This window comes from Pseudomonas sp. GW822-FHT04H02 (genome assembly GCF_058800645.1).
The window spans coordinates 955,078-972,854 of record NZ_JBXAMM010000004.1 but is presented as its reverse complement, the minus strand read 5'-3'; the positions used below and the strand labels follow the sequence as shown (position 1 = coordinate 972,854).

Annotated in this window: 2 protein-coding genes; both read left to right on the top strand. The window is 66.0% G+C overall.

Annotated features, from left to right (window positions below; genetic code table 11):
• Positions 1–35 precede the first annotated feature (35 nt).
• Positions 36–11,183, top strand: coding sequence for a non-ribosomal peptide synthase/polyketide synthase (locus tag AC1RMG_RS21680; protein ID WP_493170221.1), 11,148 nt, complete (start codon positions 36–38; stop codon positions 11,181–11,183).
• Positions 11,183–17,770, top strand: a complete 6,588-nt coding sequence (locus tag AC1RMG_RS21675; protein WP_493170219.1) for an amino acid adenylation domain-containing protein — start codon at positions 11,183–11,185, stop codon at positions 17,768–17,770. The genes AC1RMG_RS21680 and AC1RMG_RS21675 overlap by 1 nt, the downstream gene beginning before the upstream one ends.
• The last annotated feature ends 7 nt before the right edge of the window (positions 17,771–17,777 follow it).

The following is a 17,777-nucleotide window of genomic DNA, read 5'->3' as shown; positions in this document are numbered from 1 at the left end:
CTCGATACCCAACAAGTAAGTACGGATGACTCCCGATGAATGCAGAAGACTCCTTGAAGCTCGCCCGCAGATTCATTGAACTGCCGCTGGAAAAGCGCCGGCTGTTCTTGAAGGCTCTGGACAAGGAAGGCGTCGACTTCTCTCTGCTGCCGATTCCGGCGGGGGTTGCGGTGCCTGATCGCCAGGCCCTGTCCTATGCGCAGCAGCGCATGTGGTTTCTCTGGCAACTGGATCCGCAGAGCGCGGCCTACAACCTGCCCAACGCGGTCCGCCTGAGCGGGCCGCTGGACCGGGCAGTGCTGGCGCAGGCCTTCGACTGGCTGCTGGAGCGGCATGAGAGCCTGCGCACGGTCTTTGCCCTGGAGGACGATGAGCCTCGGCAGGTGATCCAGGAGGCGCGGGTCGACATCGATTATCGGGAGCTCTGCGACCTCGACCCGGCGCAGCGCGAAACCAGGGTGCAACAGCTGGCCGACGCCGAAGCGCGCCGGCCCTTCGATCTGCAACAGGGGCCGTTGCTGCGGGTCTGCGTACTGGGCCTGGGCGAACAGGAGCACGTGATGCTGCTGACCCTGCACCATATCGTCGCGGATGGCTGGTCGATGGGGGTCTTGATCGAAGAATTCCTGCACGCCTACGACAGCCTGCTCCAGGGTGAGGTGCCGAACGTCCCGGCGCTGCCGATCCAGTACCGCGACTACGCACTGTGGCAGCGCAGCTGGCTGGAGGCAGGGGAGCAGGAGCGGCAACTGGACTACTGGCGGGCCAAGCTGGGTGACGAGCATCCGCCGCTGAAACTGCCCACCGACCATCCGCGGCCGGCCCATTCCAGCCGCCAGGGGCGCCGCCTGGATTTTGCCCTGGAACAACCCCTGGCCCAGCAACTGGGCGCCCTGGCGCGCCAGCAGGGGGTGACCCTGTTTGCCGTGCTGTTGGCCGGCTTCAAGCTGCTGCTATCGCGCTACAGCGGCCAGCAGGACATCCGGGTCGGCGTGCCCATCGCCAACCGCACGCGCCAGGAAGCCGAGGGGCTGATCGGTTTCTTCGTCAACACCCAGGTACTGCGTACCGCACTGAGCCCGCAATTGACAGTGCAGCAACTGCTGGCCGATATCCGCGAGACTACCCTGGGCGCCCAGGCCCATCAGGACCTGCCCTTCGAGCGCCTGGTGGAAGCCCTGCACCTGGAGCGCAGCCTGAGCCACAGCCCGCTGTTCCAGGTGCTGTACAACCACCAGCCCCAGGTCACCGAACTGACCACCTTGCACAGCCGCTCCGGGCTGCAAGTGCAGGCCTTGCCGCGCAACGAGCGCACGGTGCAGTTCGACTTGACCCTGGACACTTTCGAACGCGGTGGCCAGTTGCAGGCCGCCTTCACCTACGACTGCCAGTTGTTCGAAGCGCAGACCATCGAGCGCATGGCCGGCCACTGGCAGAACCTGTTGTGGGCGATGGTGCGCGAGCCGCAGTCGGCGCTTGCCGAACTGCCGCTGCTCAGTGCCCAGCAGCACCGGGGCTTCCTGGCCCAGGGGGCTGGCGCAGAAGAGGTGTTCAGCGCCGAATCGGTGCTCGAACTCTTTGCCCGCCAGGTCGCCACGCAGCCCGAAGCACCGGCCCTGGTATTCGCCGGGCAGTGCCTGAGCTACCGCGAGCTGGACCTGCGTGCCAGCCGTCTGGCCGCAGCGCTGGTGGCGCGTGGCGTGGGGCCGGAAGTGCCGGTGGGTATCGCTGTGGAGCGTTCCCTGGAGATGGTGCTGGGCCTGTTGGCGGTGCTCAAGGCCGGCGGTGCCTATGTGCCCCTGGACCCGCAATACCCCGAACAGCGCTTGAGCTACATGCTTGAAGACAGCGGCGTACGCCTGCTGCTGAGCGAGACGGCGGTGCAGCCGCGGCTGCCGGTGGCGGCCCGGGTCGAGGTGCTGTTGCTGGATCAGGCACAGGCCTGGGCGCCGGACAGCGATCCGCTGGCAGCCTTGCCCGGGATGGCTGCCGGGAACCTGGCCTATTCGATCTACACCTCCGGCTCCACCGGTGCCGCCAAAGGCGTGAGCATCACCCACGGAGCCCTGGCCAACTATGTGCAGGCGATCATCCAGCGCCTGCCGCTGGGGGCTGCGCGCACTATGGCCGTGGTCTCGACCATCGCCGCGGATCTTGGCCACACCACGCTGTTCGGCGCCCTGTGCTCCGGCAGTTGCCTGCACGTGATCGACCTGGATACCGGGTTGGACGCCGACGCCTTCGGCGCCTACCTGCACACCCACCAGATTGATGTATTGAAGATCGTCCCGTCGCATTTGCAGGCGCTGATGAGTGGCGAAGAACCGGCCCGTTCCCTGCCGCGCCAGTGCCTGGTGCTGGGCGGCGAGGCCTGCCCGGTGGCTCTGGTCCGCAGGATCGCGACCCTGGCGCCAGAGTGCGCGGTGTTCAACCACTACGGCCCCACGGAAACCACGGTCGGCGCCCTGACCATGGCCGCCGCTGCGCTGGCGGACGAGCGGGCGGTGGTGCCCCTGGGCCTGCCGCTGGCCAACGTCCGTGCGCGGGTGCTGGATGCATCCTTGCAACCGGTGGCGCCCGGCACTCCGGCCGAGCTGTACCTGGGTGGCGCCGGCCTGGCGCGGGGTTACCACCAGCGCGCGGCCTTGACCGCCGAGCGCTTTGTGCCGGACCCCTTCAGCGGCGACGGGCAGCGCCTGTACCGCACCGGTGACCTGGCGCGCTATCTGGACGGCGGGGTTATCGACTACCTGGGCCGCATCGACCATCAGGTGAAGATCCGCGGTTACCGTATCGAGCTGGGGGAAATCACCGCGGCCCTCAAGCAGTTGCCCCAGGTCGAAGACGCCGTGGCACAGGTGGTCAGTGTGGCGGGCGAGTCGCAAGTGGCGGCCTATGTGGTACTGGCCAAGGCTCAGGAACCGGAGGCGGCGTGGCAGGAGATCCGCCGGCAACTGGCGGTGGCCTTGCCCGACTACATGCTGCCCATGCATTTCCTGGCGTTGGCCGGCATGCCCTTGACCCCCAACGGCAAGCTCGACCTGCGGGCCTTGCCGCCGTTGCAGCAGCAGGCGCCGGTGGAGGCCTTTGTGGCCCCGGTCAGCGAGCTGCAGCAGGGCATCGCGGCGATCTGGCAGGCGGTGCTCAAGGTCGAGCGGGTGGGCCTAGGCGACAACTTCTTCGCCCTGGGTGGCCATTCATTGCTGGCAACCCAGATCATGTCCCGGGTGCGTCGCCTGCTGGGGGCGGACGTGCCGCTGCGGGTGCTGTTCGAAACCTCGCGCCTGGACGAATTCGTCGAACAGGTACAGGCCTGCGCGGGCGCCGCGGCACTGCCGCAGATCGAGGTACTGGAGCGTGATGGGCCCTTGCCGGCCTCCCATGCCCAGCAGCGGCAATGGCTGTTCTGGCAGATGCATCCGCAGAGCACCGCCTACCACACGCCGATCGTGGTCCGTTTGCAGGGGGAACTGGACCAGGCTGCCTTGCAGCAGACCTTCGATGCCCTGGCCCAGCGCCATGAAGCGTTCCGCACCACCTTCACCCAGCATCAGGAACGCCTGTGCCAGGTGGTGCATGCACAGGGCGCGATCAGCGTGGCCTGGGAGCGATTGACGCCGGGCCTACCCCGCGAAGCCGTCCAGGCCCGCGCCCTGGAGGAGACCCAGCAACTGTTCGATCTGGAGCGCGGGCCCCTGTGCCGGGCCCGGGTGCTGCAGATCGCCGAGCGCGATTACCTGCTGGTGGTGACCTTGCACCACATCATTTCCGATGGCGCCTCCATGAGTGTGCTGGCCCGGGAATTCGTCGCGCTGTACCGCGGCTTGATCCAGGGGCAGGCACCGCAGTTCGAGCCGTTGAGCGTGCAGTACGCCGACTACGCCAACTGGCATCGCAGCTGGCTGGAGCAGGGCGAGCAACAGCGCCAGCTGGATTACTGGCGCCAGCAACTGGGGCTGGAGCATCCGGTTCTGGAGCTGCCTCTGGATCATCCACGCCAGGCGTTGGTCTCCCACCGCCAGGAACGCCTGGGCCTGCGCCTGCCGGCGGACCTGGAGCAAGGGCTGCGGCGAGTGGCGCGGGAACATGACATGACCCTGTTCCAGCTGTTCCTGGGGTCGTTCGCGTTGCTGCTGCACCGTTACTCCGATCAGCCGGATATCCGCATCGGAGTGCCGGTGAGTAATCGCCGCCACCAGGAAATGGAAGGGGTGATGGGCTTCTTCGTCAACACCCTGGTGATGCGCGTCGAGCTGGCGCCGAGCCTGCCGGTGGGGCAGTTGCTGCGTCAGGTCAAGGCCACGGCCCTGGCCGCCCAGGCCCATCAGGACCTGCCGTTCGATCGTCTGGTGGATGCCCTCAAGCCCCAGCGTGCGCTGGACCAGAACCCGTTGTTCCAGGTGATGTACAACCACCTGAGCATTGCCGGGGAAAGCACCGACGGCACCAGCCTGCCGGGCCTGCAAGCCGAGGAAATGGTCCTGCAGGGCGGTACCGCGCAATTTGACCTGACCCTGGAAACCCTGGAGACCGACGCCGGGATCAACGCTTCGTTCATCTATGCCGGCGAATTGTTCGAGGTCTCCACCGTCCAGAGCCTTGCCGATCACTGGCGCAATCTGCTGCAAGGCATGCTTGAACCGCAGCAAGCCCTGGGCGAGCTGCCGATGCTGGGCCAGGACGAGCAGCGCCGCATTCGCCAGGAGTGGGACCACACCGATGTGGTCTACCCGACCGAGCGTTTTGTTCACCAGCTGTTTGCCGATCAGGCGGCCAAGGCGCCGGATGCCCCGGCGGTGTTCTTCGCCGAGCAGCGCCTGAGCTATCGCGAGCTGGATACTCAAGCCAACCAGCTGGCGCACAAGTTGATCGAACTGGGCGTTGGCCCGGAAGTGCGGGTGGCCATCGCCATGCCGCGTTGCGCGGAAATCATGGTGGCCTTCCTTGCCGTGCTCAAGGCCGGTGGGGTTTATGTGCCGCTGGATATCGAATACCCCCAGGACCGTCTGCGCTACATGATGCAGGACAGCGGCGCGTGGCTGCTGCTGACCCAGAACCATCTGCTGGATCGCTTGCCGATTCCTGAGGGGCTGCCGACCCTCAGCGTCGAAGGCGCGGCCGATTTTGCGGCTTACCCTGTGACCAGTCCGCAGGTGGATCTGGCCGAGGAAAACCTCGCCTATGTGATCTACACCTCCGGTTCCACCGGCTTGCCCAAGGGCGTTGCGGTGTCCCATGGTCCATTGGCCATGCACAGCCTGGCCACCGGCGAACGTTATGAAATGAGCCCGGCGGATTGCGAGTTGCACTTCATGTCCTTCGCCTTCGACGGCTCCCATGAAGGCTGGATGCACCCGCTGATCTACGGCGCCAGCGTGCTGATCCGTGATGACAGCCTGTGGTCGCCGGAATTCACCTACGAACAGATGCACCGCTACGGCGTCACCGTGGGCGTGTTCCCGCCGGTGTACCTGCAACAACTGGCAGTACACGCCGAGCGTGACGGCAACCCGCCGGCGGTGCGGGTGTACTGCTTTGGTGGCGATGCAGTGCCCCAGGCCAGTTACGATTTGGCGTGGCGAGTGCTGCGGCCCAAGTACATCTTCAACGGCTACGGCCCGACTGAAACCGTGGTGACTCCTTTGATCTGGAAGGCCAAGGCGGGCGATCCGTGCGACGCGGCCTATGCGCCTATCGGCAATATCGTTGGCAACCGCAGCGCCTATGTGGCCGATGCCAACCTCAACCTTTTGCCGGTTGGCGTGGCCGGCGAGCTGTACCTGGGCGGCCTGGGCGTGGCCCGGGGTTACCTGGATCGTCCGGGGCTGACGGCCGAGCGTTTTATCCCTGACCCCTACAGCACCACCGGCGCCCGGCTGTACCGCAGCGGCGACCTGACCCGCTATCGCACAGATGGCTTGGTGGAGTACGTAGGCCGTGTCGACCATCAGGTGAAGGTGCGGGGCTTCCGTATCGAGCTGGGCGAGATCGAAGCGCGCCTGCTGGAACAGGACCCGGTGCTGGAAGTGGCGGTGATCGCCCAGCCAGGGCCGAGCGGCCAGCAGCTGGTGGGCTACATCGTGCCGGTGGACGCCGAGGTGGCGTCGAGTAACGAGCGCCAGGCGCAGTTGCGCGAGAGCATCAAGGCTCGCCTGCGCGAGAGCCTGCCGGACTACATGGTGCCCACTTACCTGCTGTTCCTCGAAGCGCTGCCGCTGACGCCGAACGGCAAGCTGGATCGCAAGTCGCTGCCGAAAGTCGATGCGCAGCTGATGCAGCAGACCTACGTCGCGCCGCAGAACCCGCTGGAACAACAGATTGCGGCGATCTGGGCCGATGTGCTGAAGCTTGAGCAGGTGGGCGTCACCGACAACTTCTTCGAGCTGGGTGGCGACTCGATCATCTCGATCCAGGTGGTCAGCCGTGCCCGGCAGGCCGGTATCCGCTTCACCCCCAAGGACCTGTTCCAGCACCAGACGGTGCAGGGGCTGGCCACGGTGGCGGAGCAGGGCGAGGGCGGTTTGCAGATCGACCAGGGCCCGGTGCGTGGGCAAATGCCGCTGCTGCCGATCCAGCAGTGGTTCTTCGACACCCCGGTACCGGAACGGCATCACTGGAACCAGTCGGTGCTGCTCAAGCCGCTGAAGGCTCTGAGTGCCGAGGCACTGCAGCAGGGCTTGCAAGCCTTGCTCGAACACCACGACGGCCTGCGCCTGAAGTTTGTCGAAGAAGGCGCAGCCTGGGTCGCGACTTATGCCCCGCTGGGGCAGGTGACTGCGGCACCGTTGGCGGCGACGCAGGCCGATGCGCTGCTGTGGCTGGCGGACGACGCCACTGAAGATTCGTTGCAGGCCCTGTGCGATACCGCGCAACGCAGCCTCGATCTGCAACAGGGGCCTTTGTTGCGTGCCGTGCTCTTCACGTTGCGTGATGGCACCCAGCGCCTGCTGCTGGCCATCCATCACCTGGTGGTGGACGGGGTGTCCTGGCGGGTACTGCTGGAGGACCTGCATCAGGCCCTGGTACAGCAGGCCGCCGGGCAAACCATCAAGCTGCCGGCCAAGACCAGCTCTTCCCAGGCCTGGGCCGGCCAGTTGCAAGCCTATGCCCGCAGCGCGGCGCTGCAGCAAGAGCTGGGTTACTGGCAGGCGCAGTTGCAGGACGTGGAGTCGGGCCTGCCCTGCGACCGGGCAACGGATCAGGTGGTGATCAAGGATGCCAGGAGTGTCAGCACCGAGCTGGACCCAAGCTATACCCAGCGCCTGTTGCAGGATGCGCCGGCGGCCTATCGCACCCAGATCAACGATCTGCTGCTCACCGCCCTGGCCCGGGTCATTACCCGCTGGACCGGCGACAGCAGCGCCCTGGTGCAACTGGAAGGCCACGGCCGCGAAGAGCTGTTCGACAGCATCGACCTGAGCCGCACCGTGGGCTGGTTCACCAGCGTGTTCCCGGTGAAGCTGACGCCGCAGCCGGCCCTGGCCGACTCGATCAAGCTCATCAAGGAACAGCTGCGGGCCGTGCCCAACAAGGGCATCGGCTTTGGTGCCCTGCGCTACCTGGGGGACGAAGCGGCGCAACAGACCCTCGCGGCATTGGCGGTGCCACGCATCACCTTCAACTACCTGGGCCAGTTCGATGGCAGCTTCGATGAGCCGGATGCCTGGTTTGCCCCCAGCGCCGAAGCCAAGGGTGACGATCAAGGCGCCCAGGCTCCGCTGGGCAACTGGCTGAGCATCAATGGCCAGGTCTATGGCGGCCAATTGAAGCTGGGCTGGACCTTCAGCCAGGCGATGTTCGATACCGCCACCATCGAGCACCTGGCGGATGACTACGCCCGGGAACTCAAGGCGCTGATCGAGCATTGCAGCCAGCCCGAGCACCGTGGGGTAACCCCGTCGGACTTCCCGCTGGCGGGCCTGAACCAACAGCAACTGGACCAGTTGCCACTGGCCCTGGCCGAGGTCGAGGACCTCTATCCGCTGTCGCCGATGCAACAGGGCATGCTGTTCCACACCCTCTACGAGCAGGGCGCGGGCGACTACATCAACCAACTGCGGGTGGATGTGGACGGGCTCGTACCCGAGCGCTTCCGCCAGGCCTGGCAGGCGGCCATCGACAGCCATGACATCCTGCGCAGCGGCTTCCTCTGGCAGGGCGAGCTGCCGGCGCCGATCCAGGTGGTGCACAAGCGTATCCGCCTGGACTTTGTCGAGCATGACTGGCGGGCGAACGAGGCCGTGCCGGCCGCCCTGGATGGCTTGGCCGAAGAAGAGCGCCTGCGTGGTTTCGACCTGCTGGCCGCGCCCCTGCTGCGCCTGACCCTGGTGCGCACTGGCGAGCAGCGTTACCACCTGATCTACACCAACCACCACATCCTGATGGACGGCTGGAGCAACTCACGGCTGCTCGGGGAAGTACTGCAACGCTATGCGGGGCAGTTCGCGAGCCATGCGCCCGGGCGCTACCGCGACTACATCGCCTGGCTGCAACGCCAGGACGCCCAGCTCAGCGAGACCTTCTGGAAGCAGCAACTGGCGGTCCTGGATGAGCCAACCCGTCTGGCCCAGGCCATCAGCCGCGGTGGCCAGGCCCTGGCCGGCAAGGGCTACGCCGCCCATCAACAGCACCTGGACCTGCAACAGACGCAACGCTTGAGCGAGTTCGCCCGCCAGCAGAAGGTCACGGTCAACACCCTGGTGCAAGCCGCGTGGCTGTTGCTGCTGCAACGCTACACCGGGCAGGACAGCGTGGTGTTCGGTGCCACCGTGTCCGGGCGCCCGGCGGAGCTCAAGGGCGTGGAGCAACAGATCGGCCTGTTCATCAACACGCTGCCGGTCGTGGCTGCGCCGCGCCCGGACATGCCGGTCAGTGACTGGCTGCAACTGGTGCAGGAACGCAACCTGGCCCTGCGCGACTTCGAACACACGCCGCTGTACGACGTGCAGCGCTGGGCGGGCCTGGGGGGCGAGGCGCTGTTCGACAATATCCTGGTGTTCGAGAACTACCCGGTGTCCGAGGCCCTGGCCCAAGGTGCACCGGCGCAGTTGAGCTTCGGCATGGCGGCCAACCATGAGCAGACCAACTACCCGCTGACCCTGTCGGTGTACCTGGGGCAGACCCTGGCGTTCGACTACAGCTATGCCCTGGAGCATTTCGCCGAGGCGAACATCCGGCAACTGGCGGGCTACCTGGAGCAGATGTTATTGGCGCTGGTGGAGCAGCCGCAGTCGAGCATCGGCGAGTTGGCGTTGACTGGCACTACCGAGCGCCGCTTGATCGAGGAGCAACGCAGCCGTACTCCGGCGCGAGACCTGTCGCCGCTCTGCGTCCAGCAGTTGATCGAGGCCCAGGCCGCACGCACTGCGGATGCCGTGGCGCTGCTGTGCGCCGGCCAGCAACTGAGCTATGGCCAGTTCAACCAGCGGGCCAACCAGTTGGCCCATGCGTTGATCGAGCAGGGCGTGGGCCCGGATGTGCGGGTGGGCATTGCCGTGGAGCGCGGGCTGGACATGCTTGTCGGCCTGCTGGCGGTGCTCAAGGCCGGTGGCGCCTATGTGCCGCTGGACCCCGAATACCCCCAGGAGCGCCTGCACTACATGATGCAGGACAGCGGCATCCAGCTGCTGCTGACCCAGTCGCCGCTGCTGGAACGCCTGCGCGACGGGGTGGAGGTACCCCACCTGTGCCTGGATCAGCAGGGCCTGGACGGCTACTCCCTGAACAATCCAGCGCCGCGGGCCCAGGCCGACAACCTGGCCTATGTGATGTACACCTCCGGTTCCACCGGCCGGCCCAAGGGTGTGGATATCAGCCACCGCGCCTTGACCCAGCACGCCCAGGTTTCCCGGGACTACTTCAACATGAGCGCGGCAGACCGTGGCCTGCAGTTCTCCACCTTCAACTTCGACGCCTTTGTCGAACAGCTGTACCCGGCGCTGATCTGTGGCGCCTCGGTGGTGATTCGCGGCAAGGCGCTGTGGGACAGCGAAACCTTCTACCGCGAGCTGATCGAGCAGGGCATCAGCATCGTCGATCTGAGCACCGCCTACTGGTTCATGCTGGGCAAGGACTTCGCCAGCCGCGAACCCCGCGACTTTGGCCGCCTGCGCCAGCTCAACCTGGGGGGCGAAGCCATGCCGGCAGAAGGCGTGGCGGCGTGGAAGAAGGCCGGCCTGAAACACGCCTGCCTGCTCAACACCTACGGGCCGACCGAGGCCACGGTGAGCGTTACCGCCCATGACTGCAGCCGTTACCTGCAGGACGGGCAAGCCTTGCCGAGCCAGATACCGCTGGGCAAGGGCTTGCCGGGCCGCTCCATCTACTTGCTGGACAACAGCGGCAACCTGACCCTCAGCGGCGCCACCGGCGAGCTGATGATCGGGGGCGAGCTGCTGGCCCGGGGTTACCACGACCGCCCAGGCCTGACTGCCGAGCGTTTCATTCCCGATCCGTTCAGCAGCGATGGCGGTCGCCTGTACCGCTCCGGCGATCTGGCCCGCTATGACGCCGAGGGCGTGATCGAGTACGCCGGGCGCATCGACCACCAGGTGAAGATCCGCGGTTTCCGCATCGAAATGGGCGAGATCGAGGCGCGGCTGCTGGAGTTGCCACTGGTGCGCGAAGCCGTGGTGCTGGCCCAGGAGGCGGCCGGTGGTCCACAGCTGGTGGCCTACGTAGTGGCGGCCGCGGGCGTGGCGGTAGAGAGCCCGGAACAGCAGGCACAGGTGCGCGAGCAACTCAAAGCGGCCCTCAAGGAGGTGCTGCCGGACTACATGCTGCCGGCGCACCTGCTGTTCCTTGAGGCCCTGCCGCTGAGCCCCAACGGCAAGCTGGACCGCAAGGCCCTGCCCAAGGCCGACGCCAGCCTGTTGCAGCAGGCCTACATCGCCCCACAGAGCGAACTGGAACAGCAGGTCGCGGCGATCTGGGCCCAGGTGCTGGAGGTCGAGCAAGTGGGCATGAACGATAACTTCTTTGAACTAGGTGGGCATTCCTTGTTGGTAACCGCGATGGTCTCTCGAGTCCAGCTCAAGCTTGGGCGCCAGGTCAGTGTGCAGATGGCGTTTGAATTTCCCACCCTGGGGCTGTTCGTCAGCCAGTTGCAACAGGCGCCCGGCCAGGTGCAAGGCGCCGACCTGAGTGCGCTGGAACTGTTGCTCGACGAAATGGAGGCTGTGTAATGGACAACACCACCGCGCTGAAAATTGTCAAAGGCTTCATCCTGCTGCCCCTGGAGAAGCGCAAGGTCTACCTGCAGAAGATGCTCGAACAGGGCATCTCCCCGGCCAACCTGCCGATTCCCGAGGTGCGCCTGAGCCAGGAGCGCCTGCCGCTGTCCTATGCCCAGCAACGCCAGTGGTTCCTCTGGCAACTGGCGCCCGAGAGCACGGCCTATCACATTCCCAAGGCCCTGCGTCTGCGCGGGAAACTGAATGTCGAGGCCTTGCAGCGCAGCTTCGACAGCCTGATCGCCCGGCATGAAAGCCTGCGCACGCATTTCGTCGAGGAGGCCGACACGGCGCTGCAGGTGGTCGCCCCCGAGGCGCGCCTGGAGCTGGTGCGCCAGGCACTGCCGGCCCAGGCGAGCCAGCAGCAGATCAATGCGGCCGTGCAGGACTTCGTCCAGGCCCAGACCCGGCAGCTGTTCGATCTGCTGGCCGGGCCGTTGCTCAGGGTCGGCCTGTTGCAGGTGGCCGAGGATGACCATGTGCTGGTCCTGACCCAGCACCACATCGTCTCCGATGGCTGGTCGATGCAGGTCATGGTGGATGAACTGATCGCGCTCTACATCGGTTTCTGCCAAGGGCAGACGGCGTCGTTGCCGGCGCTGCCGATCCAGTATGCCGATTACGCCCTCTGGCAGCGCCACTGGATGGAGGCCGGTGAAAAGGACCGGCAACTGGCCTACTGGACAGCGCAACTGGGCGGCGAGCAACCCTTGCTCGAACTGCCTCTGGATCGCCCGCGCCCCGTGGTGCAGAGCCATCGGGGCGGGCGCCTGGAGCTGACCCTGGAGCAGCCCTTGAGTGAAGCCCTGGGCAGCCTGGCCCAGCGGGAAGGGGTGACCCTGTTCATGCTGTTGCTGGCCTCTTTCCAGACCCTGCTGCACCGCTACAGCGGCCAGGCCGATATCCGCGTCGGTGTGCCCATTGCCAACCGCAACCGGGTCGAGACCGAGCGCCTGATCGGCTTCTTCGTCAACACCCAGGTGCTCAAGGCCGAGATCGACGGGCAGATGTCCTTCAGCCAGTTGCTGCAGCAGGTACGCCAGACCGCCCTGGCGGCGCAGGCGCACCAGGACCTGCCGTTCGAGCAGTTGGTAGAGGCCTTGCAGCCGGAGCGCAGCCTGAGCCACAACCCGCTGTTCCAGGTGATGTTCAATCACCAGGTGGAAGCGGCGGGCGCAGGCAAACCCCTGAACCTGCCTGGCCTGAGCATCGAGGCCCTGGACGCCCAGGGGCAGTCGGCGCAGTTCGACCTGACCCTGGACACCGTGGAAACCCAGGGCCGGATCGCCGCGTCCCTGATCTATGCCACCGATGTGTTCGACGCCGCCACCATCGAGCGCCTGGCCGCCCATTGGCGCCAGTTGCTGCAAAGCGTGGCCAGCCAGCCACAGCAGCGCATCGGCCTGTTGCCCTTGCTCGAGGCTGATGAGCGGGCGCAGATCCTCGACCAGTGGAACCGGCAGCAGCAGGCATTCCCTTCCCGGGCCTGCGTCCATCAGCTCATCGAGGCCCAGGCCGCCAGGGCGCCCCAGGCCATTGCCCTGACCTTCGCCGGGCAGAGCCTGGACTACCAGCAGCTCAACGAACGGGCCAATCGCCTGGCGCACAAGCTCATCGAGCAGGGCGTGGGGCCCAATGTGCTGGTGGGGCTGGCGGTGGAGCGCAGCCTGGAGATGGTCATCGGCCTGCTGGCGATCCTCAAGGCCGGCGGCGCCTACGTGCCGCTGGACCCGGCCTATCCCCAGGACCGCCTGCAGCACATGATGCAGGACAGCGCCATCGCATTGCTGCTGACCCAGGAGCATCTGCTGCAGGGCTTGCCGGCGTTTGCCGGCAGTACCTGGTTGCTGGAGCAACCCCTGGACGGCTACCGGGTCGACAACCCCGAGGTCGGGGTGACGCCCGAAGACCTGGCCTACGTGATCTACACCTCCGGTTCCACCGGCAAGCCCAAGGGCACCTTGCAGCCACACCACAACGTCCTGCGCCTGTTCGCGGCCACCGAGCAGTGGTTCCAGTTCGGCGCCGAGGATGTCTGGAGCCTGTTCCACTCCTATGCGTTCGACTTCTCGGTGTGGGAGATCTTCGGTGCCCTGCTGTATGGCGGGCGGCTGCTGATCGTCCCCCAGGAGGTGGCGCGCTCGGCCCAGGACTTCTACCCGCTGCTCTGCAGCGAGGGCGTGACGGTGCTCAACCAGACGCCGTCGGCGTTCCGCCAGTTGATGCACGTGGCCTGCAGCGCCGAGCCTGCGCACCGGTTGCGCTACATCGTGTTCGGTGGCGAGGCCCTGGAGGTCAATACCCTGCAACCCTGGTTCCAGCGTTTCGGCGATCAGCGCCCGCAGTTGGTGAACATGTATGGCATCACCGAAACCACGGTGCACGTGACCTACCGTCCCTTGTCCGTGGCGGACCTGAGCCTGGCGGGGGCCAGCCCGATTGGCGAGCTGATCCCCGACATGTCCTGGTATTTGCTGGACAGCAACCTGCAACCGGTGCCCAAGGGCTGCATCGGTGAACTCTATGTCGGGCGTGCCGGGCTGGCCTGGGGCTACCTGAACCGCGGCGACTTGAGTGCGGCGCGGTTTGTCCCGGACCCGTTTGGCGAGGCTGGTGGGCGGCTCTACCGTACCGGCGATCTGGCGCGTTATCAGGCCGACGGTTCGATCGGCTACATCGGCCGTATCGACCACCAGGTGAAGATCCGCGGTTTCCGCATCGAGCTGGGGGAGATCGAAGCGCGGCTGCTGGAGTTGCCTGCGGTGCGCGAGGCGGTGGTGCTGGCCCCGGAAGGTCCCGATGGCCCGCAACTGGTGGCCTACGTGGTGCCCGCCGGCCTGGACTGGAACGGCCAGGACCCGCTTGCCGAGCAACTGCCCCTGCGCGACGCCATCAAGGCCGGGCTGCGCGAGCACCTGCCGGGCTACATGGTTCCGGCCCATGTGCTGTTCCTCCAGGCGCTGCCCCTGACCGCCAACGGCAAGCTCAATCGCGCTGCCTTGCCGGCCATCGACGGCAGCCTGTTGCAGCAGGCCCACGTGGCCCCGCGCAGCGAGCGCGAACAGCAAGTGGCCGGGATCTGGGCCCAGGTGCTGAAACTGGAAAAGGTCGGCTTGACCGATAACTTCTTCGAGCTCGGCGGCCATTCGCTGCTGGCTACCCAGGTGATGTCGCGCATCCGCCAGGAGCTGGGCATCGAGGCCCCCCTCAAGCTGTTGTTCGAAGGCGAGTCGCTGGAAGATTTCGTCCGCCTGCTGGGCCCGGAAACTGCCCAGCCACTCCAGCCGATTCCCCTGGTGGACCGGCAGCAGCCGCTGGCGGTGTCCTATGCCCAGGAACGCCAGTGGTTCCTCTGGCAGCTGGACCCCGACAGCAGCGCCTATCACATCCCCATGGCCCTGCGCCTGCGCGGCTCGCTGGATAGCCGGGCCCTGCAAAGCAGTTTCGATGCCTTGATCACCCGCCATGAAAGCTTGCGCACGCACTTTGTCGAGAGCGCCCGGGGCCTGACCCAGGTGATCGCGGCCCAGGCCCGCTTGCCCATCAGCCAGCAAGACTTGTCCCTGCTGGTGGAGGCCGGCAACACCGATGACTTGATCAAGCAGGTCATCGACACCCAGGTACGTCAGCCGTTCGACCTGCGCCAGGGGCCGTTGCTGCGGGCCACCCTGGTGCGCCTGGCGGAGGACGAGCATGTGCTGGTGCTGGTCCAGCACCACATCGTTTCCGATGGCTGGTCGATGCAGTTGATGGTGGAGGAACTGATCCGGCTCTATGGCGCCCATAGCCAGGGGCAGGAGGCCGAGTTGCCGGCGCTGGCGGTGCAGTACGCGGACTACGCGGCCTGGCAACGCCAGTGGATGGAAGCCGGTGAGCGCGAGCGGCAACTGGATTACTGGTTGCAGCAACTGGAAGGCGGCGCTCAGGTTCTGGATTTGCCCCTGGACCATCCGCGGCCGTTGCAGCAAAGCCACAAGGGCGCGCGCCATGGCATCAGCCTGGATGGCGCCTTGCCGGGGGCCCTGAAACAGCTGGCCCAGCGCGAAGGGGTCACGCTGTTCATGCTGTTGCTGGCCTCGTTCCAGGTCCTGCTGCACCGCTACAGCGGTCAGGCGGACATCCGCGTCGGGGTGCCCACCGCCAACCGCAACCGGGTGGAGACCGAGCGCCTGATCGGCTTCTTCGTCAATACCCAGGTGCTCAAGGCTGAAGTCGACGGGCAACTGAGCTTCAGCGACTTTCTAAGTCAGGTCAAAAGAGCCGCGCTGGAGGCCCAGGAGCATCAGGACCTGCCCTTCGAACAACTGGTGGAAGCCCTCAAGCCGGAGCGCAGCCTGAGCTACAGCCCGCTGTTCCAGGTGATGTTCAACCACCAGGCGGCCGCCCGCCAGGACGCTGCAACCCTGGAGGTTCCAGGGTTGCAGGTGCAGATGCTCAGTGGCGAGGACAGCACGACCCAGTTCGATCTGAGCCTGGTTACCTTCGAGTCCGGGGACCGCCTCTGGGCCTCCCTGACCTACGCCACCGACCTGTTCGAGGCGTCCACCATCGAGCGTCTGGCCCAGTCCTGGGTGCAGTTGCTGCAGGGCATTGTCCAGCAGCCACGCCAGCGCCTGGGGGACCTGCCGCTGCTGGGCGCTGCCGAGCAGCACCAGTTGCTGCACGAGTGGACCCCGGCCACCGGTGAGTTCCCCAGCGATGGTTGCGTGCAGCAGTTGGTGGAAGCACAAGCACTGAAAAGCCCGGAGGCCGAGGCCCTGTTGTTCGCTGGCCAGCGCCTGAGCTACCGGGAACTCAATGCCCGGGCCAACCGCCTGGCGCACAAGCTGATCGAGCTGGGCGTGGGGCCTGAAGTGCGGGTGGGCGTGGCCTTGCAGCGCACCCCGGAAATGGTCGTGGCGCTGCTGGCGGTGCTCAAGGCCGGTGGCGCCTATGTGCCACTGGACCCGGATTATCCCCAGGACCGTCTAGCCCACATGCTGCGCGACAGTCAGGCGCAGATCCTGTTGACCGAAAGCGCCTTGCTGTCGCTGCTGCCGTCCGTGGAGTCCTTGCAGACCCTGCAACTGGATGCCCGGCCAGGCTGGCTGGATGGCTACTCGACAGACGACCCGGCGCCACGCGCGACCCCGGACAACCTGGCCTATGTGATCTACACCTCCGGTTCCACCGGCCTGCCCAAGGGCGTGGCGATTGCCCATCGCAACGTGCTGGCGCTGATCGACTGGTCGAACCGGGTGTACAGCACTGACGACCTGCAAGGGGTGCTGGCCTCGACTTCGATCTGCTTCGACCTGTCGGTGTGGGAGCTGTTTGTCACCCTGTCCAGCGGCGGTTCCATCGTCCTGGCCCGCAACGCCCTGGAACTGCCGGAGCTGGCGGACCGCGACCGGGTGCGCTTGATCAATACCGTGCCTTCGGCGATTGCCGCGCTGCACCGCAGCGGGCAGATTCCGCCCAGCGTGCGGATCATCAACCTGGCGGGTGAGCCGCTGAAACAGGCCCTGGTGGATAGCCTCTACCAGCAGCCCGGGCTGGTGCATGTCTACGACCTGTACGGCCCTTCGGAAGACACCACCTACTCGACCTACACCCGGCGCGAGGCCGGCGGCCAGGCCAATATCGGCCGGGCCATCAGCAATACCCAGAGCTACATCCTCAGCCCGGACCTGCAACCAGTGCCGGTGGGCAGTGCCGGCGAGCTGTATCTGGCCGGCGCAGGGGTGACTCGCGGATACCTGGCGCGCCCAGGGCTGACCGCCGAGAAGTTCGTGCCCAATCCGTTTTCCAGCGACGGTGGCCGGGTGTACCGCACCGGCGACCTGACCCGTTACCGCGCCGATGAGGTGATCGAGTACATCGGCCGTATCGACCATCAGGTGAAGATCCGCGGTTTCCGTATCGAGCTGGGTGAAATCGAAGCGCGGCTGGTGCAGCAGGCGGCGGTGCGTGAAGCCTTTGTCCTGGCCCATGACAGCGAAAACGGCCAGCAACTGGTGGCCTATATCGTGCCGAGCGACGCCGCTATGGCGGTGGCAGGGGAAGCCCAGGCCGCCCTGCGCGAAAGCCTCAAGACGGCACTCAAGGAACACGTGCCGGACTACATGGTGCCGGCCTACCTGCTGTTCCTCGAAGCGTTGCCGCTGACCCCCAACGGCAAGCTCGATCGCAATGCCCTGCCCAAGGTCGACGCCCAGCAGATGCAGCAAGTCTACGTGGCGCCGCAGAGCGAACTGGAGCAGCAGATCGCGGCGATCTGGGCCGATGTGCTGAAGCTGGATCGGGTGGGCATGAGCGACAACTTCTTCGAGCTGGGCGGCCACTCCCTGTTGGTGGCTCAGGTGGTGACTCGGGTCAAGCAGCAGTTTGGCGTGGATATGCCCATCAAGTCGCTGTTCGGCGCGGAGAGCCTCGCGGCCTTTGTCGAGAAGGTTCAGGCCCTGCGGCAGACAACTTCTTCACTGCAGGATGAATTGGCTAAATCTTTGGAGGCCCTCAAACGTTTATCTCCCGATGATCTTGAAAAAATAATTTCTTAGGCGAGGT